The 17,559-nt window shown below is 73.2% G+C and carries 18 protein-coding genes; 6 read left to right on the top strand and 12 right to left on the bottom strand.

Translation table 11 applies throughout. The features are described 5' to 3' along the window. Positions 1–39: 39 nt before the first annotated feature. The 3 genes from ACFOVU_RS03040 to ACFOVU_RS03030 all read right to left on the bottom strand — a co-directional run bounded on the left by ACFOVU_RS03040 (position 40) and on the right by ACFOVU_RS03030 (position 2,890). A complete protein-coding gene (locus ACFOVU_RS03040; RefSeq protein ID WP_378529719.1) occupies positions 40–1,236 on the bottom strand; it encodes a glycosyltransferase family 4 protein in 1,197 nt (398 codons plus the stop codon). Then, entirely contained in the window at positions 1,233–2,033 is an 801-nt protein-coding gene (locus ACFOVU_RS03035; RefSeq protein WP_378529718.1) for a hypothetical protein, read from the bottom strand. The genes ACFOVU_RS03040 and ACFOVU_RS03035 overlap by 4 nt, the downstream gene beginning before the upstream one ends. 347 nt (positions 2,034–2,380) lie before the next feature. Next, on the bottom strand, positions 2,381–2,890 hold the full coding sequence (locus ACFOVU_RS03030) for an ATP-binding protein (RefSeq protein ID WP_378529717.1): 510 nt from the start codon (positions 2,888–2,890) through the stop codon (positions 2,381–2,383). Between the two features lie 218 nt (positions 2,891–3,108). Between ACFOVU_RS03030 and ACFOVU_RS03025 the strand changes: the two genes are divergently transcribed. Then, entirely contained in the window at positions 3,109–3,969 is an 861-nt protein-coding gene (locus tag ACFOVU_RS03025; RefSeq protein ID WP_378529716.1) for a helix-turn-helix domain-containing protein, read from the top strand. Between the two features lie 39 nt (positions 3,970–4,008). Here ACFOVU_RS03025 and ACFOVU_RS03020 read toward each other — a convergent pair whose 3' ends face one another. Further along, complete coding sequence (locus tag ACFOVU_RS03020; protein WP_378529715.1) at positions 4,009–4,722, bottom strand: class I SAM-dependent methyltransferase; 714 nt, start codon at positions 4,720–4,722, stop codon at positions 4,009–4,011. Positions 4,723–4,769: 47 nt separating this feature from the next. Continuing rightward, positions 4,770–4,892 carry a hypothetical protein gene (locus ACFOVU_RS03015; protein ID WP_378529714.1) on the bottom strand — a complete coding sequence of 41 codons (123 nt, stop codon included), beginning with the start codon at positions 4,890–4,892 and terminating at the stop codon, positions 4,770–4,772. A 98-nt stretch (positions 4,893–4,990) separates the two neighbouring features. On the opposite strand from ACFOVU_RS03015, the gene ACFOVU_RS03010 reads away from it, so the two are divergent. Beyond that, a complete protein-coding gene (locus ACFOVU_RS03010) occupies positions 4,991–5,956 on the top strand; it encodes an alpha/beta fold hydrolase (RefSeq protein WP_378529713.1) in 966 nt (321 codons plus the stop codon). 49 nt (positions 5,957–6,005) lie between these two features. Here the strand turns inward: ACFOVU_RS03010 and ACFOVU_RS03005 are convergent, their stop codons facing one another. Further along, positions 6,006–6,668, bottom strand: a complete 663-nt coding sequence (locus tag ACFOVU_RS03005) for a TetR/AcrR family transcriptional regulator (RefSeq protein WP_378529712.1) — start codon at positions 6,666–6,668, stop codon at positions 6,006–6,008. A gap of 115 nt (positions 6,669–6,783) precedes the next feature. On the opposite strand from ACFOVU_RS03005, the gene ACFOVU_RS03000 reads away from it, so the two are divergent. Then, a complete protein-coding gene (locus tag ACFOVU_RS03000; RefSeq protein WP_378529711.1) occupies positions 6,784–8,313 on the top strand; it encodes an alpha/beta hydrolase in 1,530 nt (509 codons plus the stop codon). Between the two features lie 45 nt (positions 8,314–8,358). Here ACFOVU_RS03000 and ACFOVU_RS02995 read toward each other — a convergent pair whose 3' ends face one another. The 4 genes from ACFOVU_RS02995 to ACFOVU_RS02980 all read right to left on the bottom strand — a co-directional run bounded on the left by ACFOVU_RS02995 (position 8,359) and on the right by ACFOVU_RS02980 (position 11,463). Then, positions 8,359–8,973 carry a tetratricopeptide repeat protein gene (locus ACFOVU_RS02995; protein WP_378529960.1) on the bottom strand — a complete coding sequence of 205 codons (615 nt, stop codon included), beginning with the start codon at positions 8,971–8,973 and terminating at the stop codon, positions 8,359–8,361. Next, the gene (locus tag ACFOVU_RS02990; RefSeq protein WP_378529710.1) at positions 8,912–10,447 is read right to left on the bottom strand and encodes an ATP-binding protein; all 1,536 of its coding nucleotides are present in this window, start codon (positions 10,445–10,447) and stop codon (positions 8,912–8,914) included. The genes ACFOVU_RS02995 and ACFOVU_RS02990 overlap by 62 nt, the downstream gene beginning before the upstream one ends. Positions 10,448–10,524: 77 nt before the next feature. Then, on the bottom strand, positions 10,525–10,734 hold the full coding sequence (locus ACFOVU_RS02985) for a DUF397 domain-containing protein (protein WP_378529709.1): 210 nt from the start codon (positions 10,732–10,734) through the stop codon (positions 10,525–10,527). A 36-nt stretch (positions 10,735–10,770) separates the two neighbouring features. After that, positions 10,771–11,463: a TetR/AcrR family transcriptional regulator gene (locus tag ACFOVU_RS02980; RefSeq protein WP_378529708.1), complete on the bottom strand. Its 693-nt coding sequence runs from the start codon at positions 11,461–11,463 to the stop codon at positions 10,771–10,773. Positions 11,464–11,598: 135 nt separating this feature from the next. Here ACFOVU_RS02980 and ACFOVU_RS02975 point away from each other — a divergent pair, with 135 nt between their 5' ends. Both ACFOVU_RS02975 and ACFOVU_RS02970 read left to right on the top strand, forming a co-directional pair. Next, a complete protein-coding gene (locus tag ACFOVU_RS02975; RefSeq protein ID WP_378529707.1) occupies positions 11,599–12,777 on the top strand; it encodes an FAD-dependent monooxygenase in 1,179 nt (392 codons plus the stop codon). 51 nt (positions 12,778–12,828) lie between these two features. Beyond that, a complete protein-coding gene (locus ACFOVU_RS02970) occupies positions 12,829–13,776 on the top strand; it encodes a lysylphosphatidylglycerol synthase transmembrane domain-containing protein (protein WP_378529706.1) in 948 nt (315 codons plus the stop codon). A gap of 50 nt (positions 13,777–13,826) precedes the next feature. Here the strand turns inward: ACFOVU_RS02970 and ACFOVU_RS02965 are convergent, their stop codons facing one another. Together ACFOVU_RS02965 and ACFOVU_RS02960 are read right to left on the bottom strand one after the other, a co-directional pair. Further along, on the bottom strand, positions 13,827–14,495 hold the full coding sequence (locus tag ACFOVU_RS02965; RefSeq protein ID WP_378529705.1) for an acyltransferase: 669 nt from the start codon (positions 14,493–14,495) through the stop codon (positions 13,827–13,829). A 145-nt stretch (positions 14,496–14,640) separates the two neighbouring features. Next, complete coding sequence (locus ACFOVU_RS02960) at positions 14,641–16,008, bottom strand: cystathionine beta-synthase (protein ID WP_378529704.1); 1,368 nt, start codon at positions 16,006–16,008, stop codon at positions 14,641–14,643. Between the two features lie 397 nt (positions 16,009–16,405). On the opposite strand from ACFOVU_RS02960, the gene ACFOVU_RS02955 reads away from it, so the two are divergent. Continuing rightward, positions 16,406–17,536: an SGNH/GDSL hydrolase family protein gene (locus tag ACFOVU_RS02955; protein WP_378529959.1), complete on the top strand. Its 1,131-nt coding sequence runs from the start codon at positions 16,406–16,408 to the stop codon at positions 17,534–17,536. Positions 17,537–17,559: the final 23 nt, after the last annotated feature.

Below are 17,559 nucleotides of genomic sequence, written 5' to 3'. Positions count from 1 at the left end.
CCGCCGGTCACCGGCCGGGCCCCGCGCGGCGCGCCGGGCCTAGCCCGGTGCGGGCCGCCACCGCAGGCCGCGCCGCTTGGCGGCCGTGCGCTCCTCCAGCAGCTCCTCCCAGCGCCGGGTGATCGCGGTGACGTCGTAGTCGGCGGCCGACGCCACGGCCGCCTCCGCCATCCGCAGCCGCTCGTCGCGGTCCTCGACCAGCCGCAGCAGCCCCGCGCCCAGCGCCGCGACGTCCTGGTGGGGCACCAGCAGGCCGTTGCGGCCGTGGTCGATGATCTCGCGGGGGCCGTGGGGGCAGTCGAAGCTGACCGCGGGGACGCCCACCGAGAACCCCTCGATGATGGTCATCCCGAAGCCCTCGGTGCGCGAGCTGACGGCCAGCAGCGACGCCTTGGCGAGCTCGCCGGTGAGGTCCTTGGTGCGGCCCATCAGCGCGACCTGGTTGCTCAGCCCCATGCCGGTGATCTTCTCGCGGAGCCGCTCGTCCTTCTTGCCGCCGCCGTAGATCCGCAGCCGCCACTCCGGGTGCCGCTCGACGACCAGCGCGAACGCGTCGAGCAGCTTGGGGTACTGCTTGATCGGCGACATCCGGCCGGCGGCCACGATGATGGGGTTGTCCTGGGTGGAACGGGGATAGGCGCCGGAGGGCAGCGAATTGGGCATGGCCCGCAGCCGGCCGCCGGACATGCCGAGGAACCCGGCGTAGGCGGCGCGGTCGGCCTCGGTGAGGACCACCACACCGTCCAGGCGCGGGTAGGCGGTGCGGATCGCCGCGCGCACGTCGGCGGCGTGGCCCTCGAGGTGGATGTGCTCCTGGCCGATGCGCAGCATGCGCGACGGCGCCCAGCGGGCGATCAACAGGTTGATCCCCGGGCGGGTGCCCATGACGACGTCGGCGTCGCTGCGCCGGAGGTAGTCGCGCACCGCTCTGAGGCGGTGGTCATCGTAGACGGGGTTGCGCCGGGCCTCGCTGCCGGGGACGACGGCGGCGCGCCGCTGTCTGCGCCGCCGCTCCAGCCGGCCCGCGGCTTCGGGCGCGGGGTCCGGCTCGTCCTTGGGAACGAGCGGGACCAGGCGCACGCCCGGGGGCGGCGGGAAGAACGGCGCCTCGCGGTGCTGATCGAGGCTGACGACCTCCACCTCGTGCCGGGCCGCCAGCCCGCCGGCGAGGTTGAAGACGGTACGGATGGTGCCGCCCATGCCGTAGGCGTTGGCGATGAGGATCGCGATCTTCATTCGTGCCCCGCGAGGGTCGCCAGGAGGGACAGGTCGTCGTCGACCGTGTAGTACGGCCGGATGCGCACCCCTCCCAGGAGGGTGTCCGGGTAGACGACCTTCTTCTTCTTGCCGACGATGTCGTCGGCGCGGGCGGCCAGCCGCAGTTCGCCGCCGCCGGGGAGGGCGAGCCAGAGGTCCCACTCGTTGTGGGGACGCCCGGGGTCGTGGTGGCGGCTGAGGGGTTCGAGGGGGATCTCGGTGCGGAACGCGCCGTCGGTGAGGTCGGCGGGGGCGGTGATGGTCCCGCTGCGCTCGCGCTGGCGGGCGACCAGCCGCGCCGGCCCGGTGCCGGCGCGCGGGCCGTAGGCGGGCATCCCCGATACGCGGACGGTGTCGGTCCCGACCTCCACCCAGGAGACCTCGGCGTAGGGGGCGACGGTGCGGGCGCGCAGCCGCAGCCGGCCGCGGGGGTCGCGCAGGGCGCGGAGCTCGCGGCGGCGCGGGGTCCTCAGGTAGGCGACACGGTCGGCCATGCTGAACCCGGGGTCGGTGGTGGCCAGCGGCCGGGGTCGGCCGTCGCCGCCGATCCACAGGACGTCCCAGGTGCCGTCGTCGAGGGGCACCTCGCCTAAGTCGGCGCGGACCCGGCCCTCGCCGACGACCCGCCCTGTGACGTGCACCGCCGGACCGGGTGCGTCGTCGCGGCGCAGCTCCAGCACCGCGTCCTCCGCGCGATCGATACCGGCCTCACCGGTATCGCGGAGCCGCAGCTCCAGCACGTCTCCACTGTCGATCCGACTCAGCTCCGCCTGCACGTGCCCCCCATGCCACCGGGTGAATGTGCCGCAGAGGACCGCCGCGGCCCTCGCCCGGACGGGCCGGCGCGTTGAGCGCGGGCCGTCCCATCCGTCCCCCACGATAAGGCGACGAATCGGTACATCTTCCCCGGAGAAATCTCATCTTTCCGTCATATGTACCGCCTGTGGGTAAGGTTCTCGTTAGTAGTTCATCTGCGCGTAATCATGGCCGGATGCGGTCATCCCGGAACGCACCCGGCCATCAGGGCACACGAAAACCGCGCCCGGCGCGTGGCGGCCGGGCGCGGATGGTGAAGCTCACACGGGTCGGGCCCCGGAGGGGCGGTCCGTTCCCCCTGAAGGGCTCAGGCCGCCTCTTCGGGGTCGAGTTCGAGCTCCACCCACACCGAGTGCACCGGGTGCCCGGGCGGCTCCGTCCAGCCGTAGCGGCGCGAGTGCACGGCGATCAGCGCCAACCCGCGGCCGTGCTCGGCGGTGAGCAGGTCGGCGTCGGAGAGGATGTGCGGCGGCTCCTGGGGGCGGGTCGGGCGCTCGGGGTGCGGCCCCTGGTCCATGACCCGCAGGCCGATGGTGTCGTGGGGGAAGTGGACGGTGGTGATGAAGTACGCACCCTCCTGCCCCGACGCCGAGTGGGCGATGGCGTTGGAGGCGAGCTCGCTGGCCACCAGCCGCAACGCATCGGCGAGGTCCTCACGCTGGGCATACGGGCGTCCGCACGTGCGCAGCCGCTCGGCCACCCAGGTCCGGAGCTGGCCGGGTGATTCGGGCGTACCTGGCAGGGCCACGACATCGGCGGCGGGGCCCCACCCCCAGCCGGGCTGCACGAGCGTCGGTCGCGGGATAACTTGGGTCATGGGTCGACTCCCTGCTTCCTCAGGAGAGTTGGGCCAGGCCCTTGGCACGTGCTGAACCCACGTGCCGGGGGCCGTTCTTCGTGCGCGCGGCAAAGATAACCGCACCGGAGGACATGACTCCTCGTAAACGATCACTTACGCGTTGCTAGAGTGGCAGTCATCGATCGGTGGTGCAAGACTTCCGGCAATTTTGCCCTGCTTTCGACGGGGAGGGGTCCTTGGCCGCGACACGGAGCCCGGCACTGCGCGCGCAGTGGCTGGGCGGGATGCTCCGGGACCTGCGCGAGAGCAACCGCCTGCCCCTCCGGGAGACCGCGCGATTCCTCGAACGCAGCGCCTCGACGGTGAGCCGGTTCGAATCCGGCGCCCTGCCCATCGCCCCGGCCGACGTCGCGGCCCTCCTGGACTTCTACCACGTCGAGGGGGCGCTCCAGCGCTCGGCGCTGCTCCGCCTCGCCGAGGACCCCGCCGCCGCCGGATGGTGGGAGCGCTATCGCGCCGACATCAGCCCCGCGACCGGCGACCGCATCTGGCTGGAGGACCGGGCCGAGCGGATCCGGGTCTTCAGCCCCCTGGCGGTCACCGCGCTGTTGCAGACCGAGGCCTACGCGCGCGCCGTCATCGCCGCAGGGGCGCCCGGCGCCCCGGACCGCCAGGTCGAACGCTGGGTCGAGGTGCGCATGAAGCGCCAGGCCGTCTTGGAGGGCGACTCCCCCGCTCGGCTCGACGTCCTCCTCGACGAGGCCGCCCTGCGCCGCCCGGCCGGCGGCCCCGCCGCCATGCGCGACCAGCTCGCCCACCTGCGCGCATCGGGCGAGCGCGACAACATCCGCATCCGGGTGCTGCCCTTCGACGCCGGCGCCTACGCGGACCCGGTCACCGACGGCGGGTTCAGCCTGATCGCGCTCGACGGCCCCCTGCCCGAGGTCGCCCACGCGGACGGCGCGACCGGCCGCGTCCTCCTCGCCCACGACGACGTCACCCGCCTCGGCGCGCTCTACGACCGCCTTGAGGCCGGCTGCCTCGCCGAGGCGGAATCGGCCGACTTCCTGGCGGCCGTGGAGTCGGCCGCCGGCTGAGGCCGGAGAGCGGGGCAGGAGGCACCGCCGGGGAGGTCGTCAGCCGGTCTTTCGGGCGCGCAGGAGGACGATGCTGCCGCGGGTGTTGGGGCGGCGGGCGTCGCCGGCGGCGATGAAGGGGATGAGCGGGGCCGCGGCGTTGAAGCCGACCCGGCCGCCGCGGGCCGAGATCGTCAGGTAGGTGCGCTCGGCGGAACGGCTGCGGAACTGGTAGGAGTGCTCCTGCACCTCCAGGCCGCAGTCGGCCAGCAGCGCGCCCAGCGACTCGTGGGTGTAGGTCCGTTTGACGTGGTAGCGCTCGGCGTGGGCGGCGAACAGCTCCGGCCACTCGTCGCGGCGCGACAGGCAGTCGGCCGACATCACCAGCTCGCCCCCTGGCCGCAGCATCCGCGCCATCTCGCGCAGCGAGGCCGGGCCGTCGTCGAAGTGCTCGATCGCGCAGATCGACAGCACCTTGTCGACGGAGGAGTCGCGCATCGGCAGGCGCAGCGCGTCGCCCTCGATCAGAGCAGGGGCGTCGCGGAGCCGGGCGCCACGCAGCATCTTGGCGCGCGCGAGGTCGAGCGAGACCGCGCGGGCGCCCCGCCGCCGGGCCTGGGCCGCCCAGTAGCCGTCACCACCGGCGACGTCGAGCACCACCTGCCCGCTGAGATCCCGGCCGAGCCACTCCAGCAGGGTCCCCGCTTCGCGGGCACGGCAGACATGGACCCGGTGACCGGCGAAGGCGACGACGTCAGGCATTCCCACGCGCATCACCTTAAGGCAGCGGACCGGCGGCGGGGACAATCGGCGTCGTCCGGCTACAGCGGACCGGCGATGGGAGCACAGGTGTCGTCGTCCGGCTCCATCGGTCCCGCCACGAGCACATCGGCGTCGTGCGGCATTTCGGTCCGGGCCGCGAGCGCATCATCGGGGTCCGGCATCGGCGGATCAGCGATATGTCAGGCGAACGGAAGCGCAGGGCTCTAGCGTGCTGGTCATGGGCCGACGATGGCGTCGGTCCGGAGCGGAGGGATCGTCCATGCCGGAGACCGGGACGGCGGCAGGTCCGACATCGGCGTCGCAGCCGTGGGAGACGCGCCTGGAGGGGGCGCCCTCGCTCGCGGTGCGCGTGCGGGAGGGCAGCGGGGTCCCGGTGGTCCTGCTGCACGGCCTCGGCCGCACCCTGGAGGACTGGGAGCCCGTCGCGGCCCTGCTGGCGGGGCGCGACGGAGCCGCCGGTGCCGGTCACCACGCGGTGTACACGGTGGACCTGCGCGGCCACGGCCTCTCCGCCGACGGCGCGTGGTCGCTCGACGCGTGCGTGGACGACCTGATCCGGGTGATCGGCCACTTCGGGCTGGAGCACCCGGTGGTGGCCGGCCACGGGCTGGGCGGGGTGGTCGCGCTGATGTGCGGCGCGCGCCGGTCCGACCTCACCGCCGTGGTCGGCATCGAGGTCCAGGGCCGCCCGCGCGCCGAGGAGATCGCCGGCCCGATGGGCCTGTCCCCGGCCGAGGCCGAGGGCCCGGCCCGGACCGCCCACGACTACATGGTCGAGCAGCTGACCGCCCTGATGTCCCCGATGCCGCTGGACTCCTTCGAGCAGCTCCTCAAGGCCCAGCGCACGGGCCCCCTCGGCCTCCCCGGCGAAACGCTGGAGGCGTCGGCCCTGCGGGGGAGCCTGATGGGCGACGGCCTGGTCTCCCCCCGCCCGGGCCCGCGGGCGGTACGCGCCCTCGTCGAGTCCTACGGCGAGTACCGCTCCTCCTGGACCCAGCCCCGCCTGATCGTCCCGGCCCTGTCCCTGCTGTCCAGCCAGCCGATCCCCACCCCACCGGGCGCTCCGGCGCGCTACACCGAGGTCCTGGCCGCTCAGACGGCCTACGAACTGGCCCCCCGCGGCGACCGGGCGACAGTGACCGGCGTCGACGCCCCGCATGCGATGCACCTGACCCACCCGGCCCTGGTCGCCCGCCTGATCGAGGAGTTCCTGGACGGGGTATGACCACCTCACCCAGGTCGCGCTCATGCATGAGCGCTGTGCCGATGACGTGCTAGCCGTGGCTCCGTGACTCCCCGGCGGCCTCAGCAGCTCCAGCCGCTCCCTCGACGGCCTTTTCGGAAGGCGGATAGGCGTCGCGCAGGCGTTGCACGGTCGCCGTCACGACGGCACGGACGTCCGTCTCGTGCAACGGGGTGGAGGACAGCGCCGAACTGAACGAGAAGCCCTCGATCAGGGCGAGCAGCAGGAGCGCCTCGCGGTGCAGCGCCTCCTCCTCGATAGCGCGGTCGGCCAGCGCCTCGCGCAGCAGCGAGCGGATCACCTCTTCAGCCGCGAGGGACGTCGCGGCGATGTCGGCCGCAAGCTCCGGGTCCGTGCGCGCCATGACACGGTATTCGACGAGGGCGATGTTCTCACGGTGCTCCTGCTCGCTGGTCGGCGCGGCGAAGGTGAACACATCCACGATCCGTGTCAGCGGGTCGTCGGACATCGTCGCGTCGCGGCGCGCGGCGCGCTGCATGAGGACGCCCAGCGTGAAGCGCATGACCTCGCGGATGGTGTCGCCGAAGTAGTGCCGGATGCTCCCGATGGCCAGGCCGGTGCGTGCGGCGATCCGGCCGAGGGTCACCGAGCGGACCCCATGCGCGGCGATCTCGTCGATCACGGCGTCGGCGACCTGTTCTCGGCGGACATCCGGGTCGACTCTCTTCGGCATGACACCATCCTAGTCATTTTTTTGGCATGCGCGTGCTACATTCTCTAGCATGAGAATGCTAAATAAACTTCGTGGCGGTGCTCCGTCCGGTTTCGATGTCGATCACGTGTCGGCCGTGCGCGCCGCGGCCGCCACGGCTGTACTCCTACTGCTCGCCGGATGCGCGCCCGCTTCCCCTGCATCGAACGCCGGCGCGGATGCGGACCTCGGCGCCTACCTGGAGCAAGATCTCGACTGGGCCGGATGCGAAGACACCGCGACGAGCGCGGCGGACGCCGAGCTGTTCGCGAACCCGGTGCTCGAGTGCGCCTCGGTCGAGGTTCCGCTCGACTACGACGAGCCGGAGGGCGAGAAGGCCCAGGTCGCGCTCCTGCGCCTGCCCGCGACGGGTGAGGCCGAGGGCTCGCTGCTGATCGACCCGGGCGGACCCGGAGGATCCGGCACCGGCCTCGTGGCGTCCTTGCTGCCACTGTGGCAGGAAAGCCCCGTCGCCGAGCGCTTCGACATCGTCGGCTTCGACCCGCGCGGGATCGGGTCGTCGACCCCCGCTCTCGACTGCTACACCGACGAGGAGTACGACGCGGGCGACGCGCCGCGGTTCGGCGCGGTCTACGACGTCACGAGCGCCGAGGAGGCGGCCGAGCTCGCAGAGCGCTGCACCGAAGGCTCCGGCGGCGTCGAGAACCTCGCCAACGCCGGGTCGACGAACGTCGTGCGCGACATGGACATCATGCGCGAGGTGCTCGGCGACGAGAAGCTCACCTACCTCGGCTACAGCTACGGCACCGAGCTCGGCGCAATGTACGCCGCGACCTACCCGGAGAAGGTCCGTGCGATCGTGCTCGACGGCGCCGTCGCACCCGACCTGACAGCGAGCGAGTTCCGCATCTCCCAATTCACCGGCCTCCAGGCACGGTTCGACGACCTCGCCGCCCTCTGCGCGGAATCGCCCGACTGCGTTCTCGGCCCCGACCCCGCGGCTGCGAACGATCGCCTGCACGAGATCGTCCAGCCGCTCATCGAGACACCGGCGACGGCCTCGGACGGCCGGGAGGTCAGCGTCTGGGACGTCTACCTCGGCATCGGCGTTGGACTGTACTCCGAAGCGAACTGGCCCGAGATCATCTCCGCCCTGACCGCGCTGGAGGCAGGCAACGCCGACGAGATGCTCGCCCTGCGCGACGCGTTCTACGCCCGCGGGGCTGACGGCGCCTACGGCTTGGACCTCGATACGAACATCGCTGTGCGCTGCATGGACTCGCCCCGTCTGACGCCGGAGGAACAGACCGCGCTCGCACGCGAGATCGGGGAGGTCGCGCCCATGTTCGACCTCGACGTGTTCACCACGGGGGACTACCGCAGCGAATGTGAGGCGTGGCCCGCGCCGCCCACACGCGACGAGCCCTGGCTCGCCGATGTCGAAGGCCTCCCGGAGACGCTCGTCGTGTCGGTCACCGGCGATCCGGCCACGCCGCACGAGGGCGGCATCGCGATGGCGCGAGCTCTCGACGCCAGCCTGCTCACGGTCGACGGCAAGCAGCACGGCGCCTACCTCCTCGGCGGCAGCACGTGCGTCGATGACGTGGTCGAAGCGTATCTCCTCGACCTCGAATCCCCGCCCGCCGACGCCCGTTGCAGCCTTTGACACACCCCGCGGAGAGCAGCATCGCGGGCCGGCGGGCGGCAGCCGTCAGCCGGGCTCCGTCAGCCGGCCTTCGATGTGTTCCCGGGTCCGCACCGCTCGCGGGTCGCCGAAGTCCGCGAGTAGCCGGAGAGCCTCGGTCCAGTGGCGCCGGGCTTCGTCGGGGCGTTCGTCCGACAGCGCCTCGGCCAGCCCGTCCAGCGAGATCGCCTTGTTCCAGGAGTCACCGAGTTCACCGTGGACCGCGGCGGCTCGGCGATGGAAATCGGCGGCTTCGGCGGGGCGGCCCATGTGCCGGTAGGTCTCGCCGGCGCCGTGCCACGCCAGCGCCTCGCGGCTGCGGTGGCCCAACCGCCGGTGGAGCGTTGCCGACCGCTGGTACGAGGTCAGAGCATCACCGAACCGGCCGAGGGCCTGCTGGGCGTTTCCCAGCCATAGCAGCCAGTAGCCCTCCACCAGCTTGTCGCGGAGATCCTCGGCGATCTTCACCGCCTCGGTGGCCGCGAGAAGCGCATCGTCGGCCTCCCCGAGATCGAGCAGAACGGCACTGAGGATCTGCAACGCATTTCCCACGGACGCGGGCTCGTCCTGCCGCCGATGATCAGCGAGGCTCCGGCGGATCTCCTCGTGTGCCTGCGGGAGCCGCCCTTGCCGGTTGTGGATCTCGGCGAGGTTGGACCGGAGCAGGGCCTGCCAGTGAACGTCGCCGAACTCTTCGAAGGCGGCCATCGCCTGCGTGACGTAGGCCTCGGCGTCGTCGAGGCGAGACGATCGTGTACGGCCCCCGGGCGTTCCACAGGACTACGGGGATCTGCCAAGCGTGGCGGTCGAATCCGGCCTTCTCTGCCGCACGGACCACTGGAAGGAAGTTCGTGTTCTCGCGTTCGGACCAGTCCACCGCCTGGTCGTATTCGGAGAACGCCGGCGGCGAGACCCCCTCGGCGGGCGGGTCGAGTGCCACGCGCTCCTCACCGGGGTTGACCAGTGCCTGCGCGGCGTCGGCGGTGTGCAGGTACCAGTCGAGCAGGCGTCGCAGAGCCGCCTCCTGCCCGCCTCTGGGCTCTTCTTGGCGGGCTTGGTCGGACGCGAAGGCGCGCAGCAGGTCGTGGAACTCGAACCGGTCGGGGGCGGTCTGCTCCAGCACGTGTGCGCCGACCAGGACGTCCAAGAGGTGGCGGGCCCGCCGGACGCTGATTCCGGCCAGGGCGGCTGCGGCCGCGATGCCGAAATCCGCGCCCGGGTGCAGGCCCAGCAGCCGGAACATGCGCGCCGCATCGTCGGGCAGTGCGCGGTAGGACCAGGAGAACACTGAGCGCACCGCCCCGGATTCTTCTTCGTCGCCGGTATCGAGGGTGTCCCAGAGGGCGGATTCGTCGCGCAGGTCGGCGATCAGCTCGTCCAGCCCCGTGTGCGGACGGGTCACGGCGCGTTCGGCGGCGATGCGCAGGGCCAGCGGCAGCCGGGCGCAGAGCCGGGCCAGTTCGCTGAGCTTCTCGTCATCGTCGGCGCTCCGGAACCCCGCGGTGACGGCGCGAACAAGCGCCACGGCATCGGGGTCCGGCAGGGTGCCCAGCGTGATGCGGTGCGCACCGTCGTGAACGGCCAGGCCGGACAGGCGTCCCCGGCTGGTGACGACCACGAGGCATCGGGAGTTGCCAGGTAGCAGTGGACGCACTTGGGCGACCGCGTTGGCGTTGTCCAGCAGGACGAGCATCCGCCGGTCGGCGAGCAGGGACCGGTACAGGGCCGCGGCGTCATCGGTGTTGTTCGGTACCTCATCGCCGGCGATGCCGAGCGCGATGAGGAACCGGCGCAGGGCGTCGTAGGCGCCGACCGGGGCCCCGGGGTCGTAGCCCCGCAGGTTGATGTAGAGCTGGCCGTCGGGGAAGCGCTCCTGGATCTGGTGGGTCCAGCGCAGGGCCAGGGCCGTCTTGCCGACTCCTGCCGTGCCGGCGATGACGCAGACGCTGACGGCGCGGTCGCCGCCGTCCTCGTTTTCGTCGGTCAGGACCGCATTGAGTTCGGCGAGTTCTGCGGTGCGGTTGACGAAGCCCCGGACTTCGAGGGGCAGCTGCCGCGGACGCGGGCTTCTCGGTCCATTTCCGTGGTGATCATGGAAATGGACCCCGCCACTCACGCTCCCCGCCTGAACGACATCGCGGGACGTGCCCGAGATCTCCGAACGAATTCCGCGGCGATCCACATCGCGGCCCGTCATTCGCGCCTCCGCGCCGGTCGGCTCGGCCAGTCTCCGGTCTTGACGGCCTCGATGAACGCCGACCACTCGGGTGAGGGGAAGGCGAGGGTGGCGAGGTCCCGGTGCTTCGTGTCACGGATGGCGGAGGCGGCGGCGCCACATGCCACTTCCACGCAGTTGCTCTGGCTTGCGCTGTAAGAACTCTTCCGCCAAGCGATGGGGGACAACGGAATTGGCCCTTCTGCTCCTGCCGATGTCCTTCATCATGCCAGCCACCTCCCCGTATCCACGAGGATCGCCAGAATGCCCCCGGTGACGAATGCCACGAGCCATTCCGTTTCCGATTCCGCCGCAGCCTCCCTCCCGCCCTCGTTCAGGGGCCGGTCCGGTGGGGCGAAGGCGCCCGACTGGTAGGTGGCGAGGAGGCCGAGCATGCTGGTGTAGGCGAAGCGGACACCGTCGTCGCCGAGGTCCGGGAGGGCGCGGCCGAGCGCGGCGAGGTAGCGGCCCTCGACCGGGCCGACCTGTTCGGCGAAGATCCGCCGGACGCGCGGGTCGGGCTCGCCGATGATGCGGCCGATGAAGCGCGCGACATCGGGCCCTCGCGCGCCGTGGGTCAGCGCCAACCCGGCGCCGGGCTCGACGAACGCCCGCACCAGGTCGGGGACGGCCGGCCGCGGCGACGCCGCTTCGAGTTCGTCCAGCCGCCGTCCGCGCTCGTCGTTGACGGCCCGCATGGTCTGGTCGACGGCCGCGCGCAGCAGGCCCTCCTTCGACCCGAAGTGGTAGTTGACGGCGGCGATGTTGGTCCCGGCGGCTTCGGTGAGGGCCCGCATCGAGGTGGCCTCGATGCCGCGTTCGCCGAACATCCGCACGGCCGATTCGACCAGCCGCTCCCGCGTGGACGCCCGATCCTGCGCCACCTGCGCCGCGGGAGCGGAACCCCGTCCGGACATCGCCGCCTCCTGTGTGCCGTCCCCGTCATTGCCACCGCTCGCTCCGTGAGTGGAACCGCCATGCATGCTATAGCCTTCGTTTTAAACGATCGTTTGAAACGACCGTTTGATTCATTCTCGAGATCGGGGTGCGTTATGTCGAACACGGCGGTCATCGTCGGCGCGGGCATCGGCGGGCTGGTCGCCGCCCATGCCCTGCGGCGCATCGGGTGGCAGGTGTCGGTCTACGAGCAGGCGCCCGCCATCGGGCCGGTCGGAGCGGGCGTGGGCATCGCGCCCAATGCCGTCAAGGCCCTCGACCACCTCGGTCTGGGTGCCGCCCTGAGAGACCGCGGCCGGCGCCAGGACGGCCTGGAGATCCGGCGGAGGCGGGGCATCCGCCTGGCCGGCATCTCCGGCTCGGACATCGAGCGGCGCTACGGCGCCCCGTTCTACGCCCTGCACCGGGCCGAGCTGCACCGCCTGCTGACCGCCGGCCTGGACCCGGACACCCTGCACACCGGCCACCGCGCCGACCGGATCACCACCGCGGAGGACGGGGCGACCGTCGGCTTCCACACCCCTCAGGGCCCGATCTCGGTGACGGTGGACCTGGTCGTGGCCGCCGACGGCGTGCGCAGCGGGCTGCGCGCGAGCCTGTTCCCCGAGTACCCCGGCCCGGACTACGCCGGATACACGGTCTGGCGCGGCCTCGTCCCCGCAGAGCGGGCCGCCCCCCTGCGGATACCGCCCGTGCTGTCCGAGACCTGGGGCCGGGGCGCCCGATTCGGCGTCGCCGCGATCGACGACGGCCGCGTCTACTGGTTCGCCTGCGAGAGCGTCCCCGAGCACGCCGTCCTGGAGCACGGCCTCGGCCGGCTCGCCGCGCGCTTCCGGGACTGGCACGATCCGGTCCCCGCGCTACTGGCCGCCACCCCTGAGGACGCCCTGATGCGCCACGACGTCTACTACCTGCGCGAGCGCCTGCCCGGGTTCGTCCGCGGCCGCGTGGCACTGCTGGGCGACGCCGCCCACGCGGTCACCCCCGACATCGGCCAAGGCGCCTGCCTGGCGATCGAGGACGCCGTCGTGCTCGCCGCGGCCATCGACCGATCGGGCACCGCCCGCGGCCTCGCGGACTACGACGCCGCCCGCCGCCCCCGCACCGAGCGGATGGCGCGCACCTCCGGGCGGATCGGGCGGATCATGCAGACCCGCAGCCGCACCGCGGCCGCCCTTCGCGACACCGTCGGCGCCGCCCTCCCCTCCTCCTTGCTCATGCGCGGGGCCGGGGCCGCCTTCGCCTGGGACCCGCCCGCGGACGGGAGCGCCTGACGACCGCGCGCGGGTGCGGAGGCGGGCCCCCGGCGGCACTACGCTGGCGGGGTGCTGAGCCGTCTGCGTGCCGATCGATGGGTGCGGCTGGTCGTCGTCCTGGTGGTGCTGGGGTGCGCCGGGTATGCGCTGCACAGCAGGTGGAGCGAGGCGCGCGAGGCGCTGAGCGCGCTGTCGCCGTGGGTCGTGGCGGGGTCGGTGGGTGCGGCGCTCGCCGGGCTCGGGGCGCAGATGCTCGCCTGGCGCGCGATCCTCGCCGACCTCGGGTCGCCACTGTCCCTGCCGACGGCGGCGCGGGTGATGTTCGTCGGCCAGCTCGGCAAGTACCTGCCCGGCTCGGTGTGGGCCTTCGTCGCCCAGGTCGAGCTGGCCCGCGACCACGAGGTGGCGCGGCAGCGCGGGATCACCGCCACCGTCCTGGCGGTGGCCGTCACCCTCGCGGTGAACCTCGCCGTCGCCGCCGCGACCCTGCCGTTCACCTCCGCAGACGCCGCGCGCCAGTGGTGGTGGGCGCTGGCCGTCGCCCCGGTCCTGCTCGCCGCCCTGCACCCGCGGGTGCTCACCCCGGTGATCCACACGGCGCTGCGCCTGGCCCGGCGCTCCCGCACGGTCCCCGACGAGGAGCTGGAGCGCATCAGCGGGCGCGGCATGGCCGCCGCCGTGGGCTGGTCGGTGGCGGCGTGGGTGCCGCTGTCCCTCCAGATCTGGCTGCTCGTCGTGGGCGTCGACGACGGTGCCCGCGGGCCGGGGGCGCTGGCGGTGTCCGCGGGCGCCTACGCGCTGGCGTGGACGCTGGGCGTGCTGGTGGTGATCGCCCCCGCCGGGCTCGGGGTGCGCGAACTGGTGCTGGTCGTCGCCCTGGCGCCGCTGATCGATCCGGGCTCCGCGCTGATCGTCGCCGCGCTGTCGCGGCTGGTCATGACCGTGGGCGACGTCGTGTGGGCGGGCGGCGCGCTGCTGCTCACCCGCTCGGCCGCGGCTCGTCCCCCTGCCGGCTGACCCGCCTCCGCCGCACGGCGGGGCTCCCGGCCTTCACGGCCGGGAAGGCGTCAGACCTGCTCCCGGCCCCGGGCCGGGGTGGCGTCGCCCGCGCTGAGGGGCGGGACCCAGCCCTCCTCGCTGTCGTAGCCGCGTACGACCCGGCCCGGGACACCGGCGATGACGCTGTGGTCGGGGTACTCCCCCGCTCGGACCACCGAGCCGGCCGCCACCACGCAGTTGCGGCCCAGCCGCGCCCCCGGCAGGATGACGGCGTTCGCGCCGATCCACGTGCCCGGCCCGATGCGCACCGGCCGGTCGGCCGGCCACTGGCGGCCGACCGGGACCTCGGGGTCGCTGTACACGTGGTTCTGGTCGGTGATGTAGACGTAGGGGCCGGTGAAGACGTCGTCGCCGAGTTCGATCGACCGGTGCGCGACGATGTGCGAGCCGCGCCCGATCGTGCAGCCGCCGCCGACCCGGATCAGCGGCTCCTCCCCCAGGTCCAGCCCCGGCACCATCCCCGCGGTCAGGGTGATGTCGGCGCCCAGCAGGGTGTGCGCCCCCAGCTCGATCCAGGGCTCGCCGAAGACGGTCGCCGGGGGGAACGCGATGGAGGTCCCCGGCCCGAAGGCGGCGAACCTGCGGGCCGCGCGGGTCCCGGCGCGGATGTCGGCGTTGCGCCGTGCCCACGACCACACGCCGCGCACCATCCAGGACATCAGCCGCGAAACGCGCATCCCCACATCCACCGTCCGGTACTCGCCGGTAATCACCAGGGGAGAACAGTATCCCGCGGCGGCCGGGACGGTGCCGGGGCGGGGCGCGGCGCCCGTGCGGTGCGCGCTGCACGCACCCCGCAGCGCACCGCGCCCCGCCCCGGTGTCAGCCCGAGAGGTGCGCCAGGAGGTCCTGCCGGGTGAGGACGCCCGCCGGCTTGCCGTCCATCAGGACCACGACCGCCCCCGACGACTCCAGCAGCTGCACGCAGCGGCTTACGGGCTCGCCGGAGCCCACGACGGGCAGCGGGGGGCTCATCCGGCTCTCCACCGGGTCGTCGAGCTGGGCGCGGGCGTTGAACAGCGCGTCGAGCATGTCGCGCTCGGCGATGGAGCCCACCACCTCGGCCGCCATCACCGGCGGCTCCTCCTTCATGACCGGCAGCTGGGAGACCCCGTACTCGCGCATGATCGCCACGGCCGTCCCCACGGTCTCGTGCGGGTGGATGTGCACGAACTCCGGCAGGTCGCGGCCCTTGCCCCGGAGGACATCGCCGGCCGTGGCCTCCTCGGTCTCGGTGGCGAGGAAGCCGTAGTCGGCCATCCACTCGTCGTTGAAGATCTTGCCGAGGTAGCCGCGCCCGCCGTCGGGGAGCAGGACGACGATGACGTCGTCGGGCCCCGCGGTGGCCGCCACGCGCAGCGCCGCCACGACGGCCAGCCCGCAGGAGCCGCCCACGAGCAGCGTCTCGTCCTTGGCCAGCTGGCGGGTCATGAGGAACGACTCCTTGTCGCTGACCGCGATGACCTCGTCGCAGACGGCGGGGTCGTAGGTCTCGGGCCAGATGTCCTCGCCCACCCCCTCGACCAGGTAGGGGCGCCCGGTGCCGCCGGAGTACACCGACCCCTCGGGGTCGGCCCCGATGACCTTCACCGCACCGCCGGAGGCCTCCTTCAGGTAGCGCCCGGCACCGGTGATGGTGCCGCCGGTCCCGATACCCGCGACGAAGTGCGTGACGCGCCCCTCGGTCTGCTCCCAGATCTCCGGGCCGGTGGTCTGGTAGTGCGACTCCGGGTTGTTCTGGTTGGTGTACTGGTCGGGCTTCCAGGCGCCCGGGATGCTCGACGCCAGCCGGTCGGAGACCGAGTAGTAGGAGTCGGGGTGGTCGGGGGCGACGGTCGTGGGGCAGACGACGACCTCGGCGCCGTAGGCGCGCAGCACGGCGAGCTTGTCGGTGCCGACCTTGTCGGGGCAGACGAACACGCAGCGGTAGCCCTTGTCGGCGGCGACGATCGCCAGCCCCACACCGGTGTTGCCGGAGGTGGGCTCGACGATGGTGCCGCCCGGCTTGAGCAGCCCGCGCTTCTCGGCGTCCTCGACCATGCGCAGGGCGATGCGGTCCTTGACCGACCCGCCGGGGTTGAAGTACTCGACCTTGGCGAGGACGGTGGGGGCCAGGCCCGCCGTCACCTTGTTCAGCCGCAGCAGCGGGGTGTCGCCGACCAGCTCGATCAATGAGTTGTGCACCCGCATCCGCGGAGCCCCCTTTGTGTCCTTGCGTCCGGCGGCCGCGGATCGCGCGGACCGCCCTGTCCGGTCACGGCCGATCGCGCCGCGCACAGGCCGGTCGGGCCCGTGTCCCCCGACTGTAACGCGGTGTCGGCGCTGCCCACACGCCTGTTGCGGAACTCGGCCACACCGTCGGTCGGCGCGCTCCGGGCACCCGGCCGGCGCCGCGCGCACGGCCTCCCGGCGTCGAGGGAACGCCACCCCGACGGCGGTCGTTGACAAGACGGTTACCCGCGGGTAGATCAGCTAGTGAGGGGCCTGACGGAGTCCGGCCCCCGGCCGGGGCGGCGCCCAACCCCCGCGGGCCCGCCGGGAAGGACGAAGTCGACCACGCCGCTGAAGTCGGGAGGCGGGGACCATGGTGCTGCGAGCCGCACGGGCCCGGAGGATCGCCACCGCGACGGCGTTCGGCGGAGGCGGTATCACCCTCCTCGGGGCCAGCACGATCGGACTGCTCTACCTCCAGGCGCTCCAGGCCCACCGGACCGTCGGCACCACCGAGTGGAAGCCCCCGCGCGCCGACGGCGTCTACGGCACCGGCGACGCCCCGCCGATCCGGTTCGTGATGATGGGCGACTCCACGGCCGCCGGCTACGCGGTGACCGACGCCCTGAACACGCCCGGCGCGCTGCTGGCGGCGGGCCTGTCGGCGGTCGCCGACCGCCCGGTGCGGCTGCGCCGGCTGGCCCGCGTGGGGGCGACCTCGCGCGACCTCGCCGACCAGATGGCCAAGGTGCGCGGCCACCGGGTCGACCTCGCCGTCATCTTCATCGGCGGCAACGACGTCATCCACCGCATCCGCCCCGCCGACTCCGTGCGCCACCTCCAGGACGTCGTGCGCGAACTGTCCGCCCTGGGCGCGGCCGTTGTCGTGGGCACCTGCCCCGACCTCGGCACCGTGCAGCCGATCGGCCAGCCGCTGCGCTACGTCGCCCGCCGCGCCTCCCGGCAGCTCGCCGCCGCCCAGACGATCGGGGTGGTCGAGGCGGGCGGGCGGACGGTGTCGCTGGGCGGGCTGCTCTCCGACGACTTCCTGGCCCACCCCGACGAGCTGTTCGGCCCGGACCGCTTCCACCCATCGGCGCGCGGCTACGCCCACGCCGCCGCCGCGGTCCTGCCGTCGGCCTGCGCGGCGCTGGGCCTGCTGCCGGAGCCCGAGGCCGCGCCGGCCCTCGGCCGCCGCGACGGCGTGCTGCCCGTCGACCGCGCGGCCGTGGAGGCGGCCGAGCGCCCCGGCACGGAGGTCAGCGGCGCCCGCGTCGCCGGCCGGGCGCGCGGGCCGCGGGGGCGCTGGGCCACGCTCATGCGGCGCCGCCCGCGGACCGCCCCGGACGAGGGCGGCGCCGACGCCACGGTCGCCGCCGACGCCGCGGACGCCGGAGGCCCCGGGGCCCCGGCCGCGACGCCCGCCGCCGTCCCGGCCGACACCCCCGACCCGGGCAATCCGGGCAATGCGACCCCGGAGGTGAGCGGAACGGGCCCGACAGGTTAACGTGCGAGTAACCACCCGACCGA

It is taken from the genome of Nocardiopsis sediminis (assembly GCF_042650565.1).
Lineage (GTDB): Bacteria > Actinomycetota > Actinomycetes > Streptosporangiales > Streptosporangiaceae > Nocardiopsis_B > Nocardiopsis_B sediminis.
Note: the sequence above shows the minus strand (reverse complement) of the source record. Positions and strands in the feature narration are given on the sequence as shown.

What these genes read in the sequence shown, in the direction of transcription:
- ACFOVU_RS02975 (WP_378529707.1), top strand. Translation starts at nt 11,599, where the DNA reads ATGTCGAACACGGCGGTCATCGTCGGCGCGGGCATCGGCGGGCTGGTC.
- ACFOVU_RS03020 (WP_378529715.1), bottom strand. Translation starts at nt 4,722, where the DNA reads ATGCGCGTGGGAATGCCTGACGTCGTCGCCTTCGCCGGTCACCGGGTC.
- ACFOVU_RS03040 (WP_378529719.1), bottom strand. Translation starts at nt 1,236, where the DNA reads ATGAAGATCGCGATCCTCATCGCCAACGCCTACGGCATGGGCGGCACC.
- ACFOVU_RS03005 (WP_378529712.1), bottom strand. Translation starts at nt 6,668, where the DNA reads ATGCCGAAGAGAGTCGACCCGGATGTCCGCCGAGAACAGGTCGCCGAC.
- ACFOVU_RS02980 (WP_378529708.1), bottom strand. Translation starts at nt 11,463, where the DNA reads ATGTCCGGACGGGGTTCCGCTCCCGCGGCGCAGGTGGCGCAGGATCGG.
- ACFOVU_RS03030 (WP_378529717.1), bottom strand. Translation starts at nt 2,890, where the DNA reads ATGACCCAAGTTATCCCGCGACCGACGCTCGTGCAGCCCGGCTGGGGG.
- ACFOVU_RS02965 (WP_378529705.1), bottom strand. Translation starts at nt 14,495, where the DNA reads ATGCGCGTTTCGCGGCTGATGTCCTGGATGGTGCGCGGCGTGTGGTCG.
- ACFOVU_RS03015 (WP_378529714.1), bottom strand. Translation starts at nt 4,892, where the DNA reads ATGCCGGACCCCGATGATGCGCTCGCGGCCCGGACCGAAATGCCGCAC.
- ACFOVU_RS03010 (WP_378529713.1), top strand. Translation starts at nt 4,991, where the DNA reads ATGCCGGAGACCGGGACGGCGGCAGGTCCGACATCGGCGTCGCAGCCG.
- ACFOVU_RS02960 (WP_378529704.1), bottom strand. Translation starts at nt 16,008, where the DNA reads ATGCGGGTGCACAACTCATTGATCGAGCTGGTCGGCGACACCCCGCTG.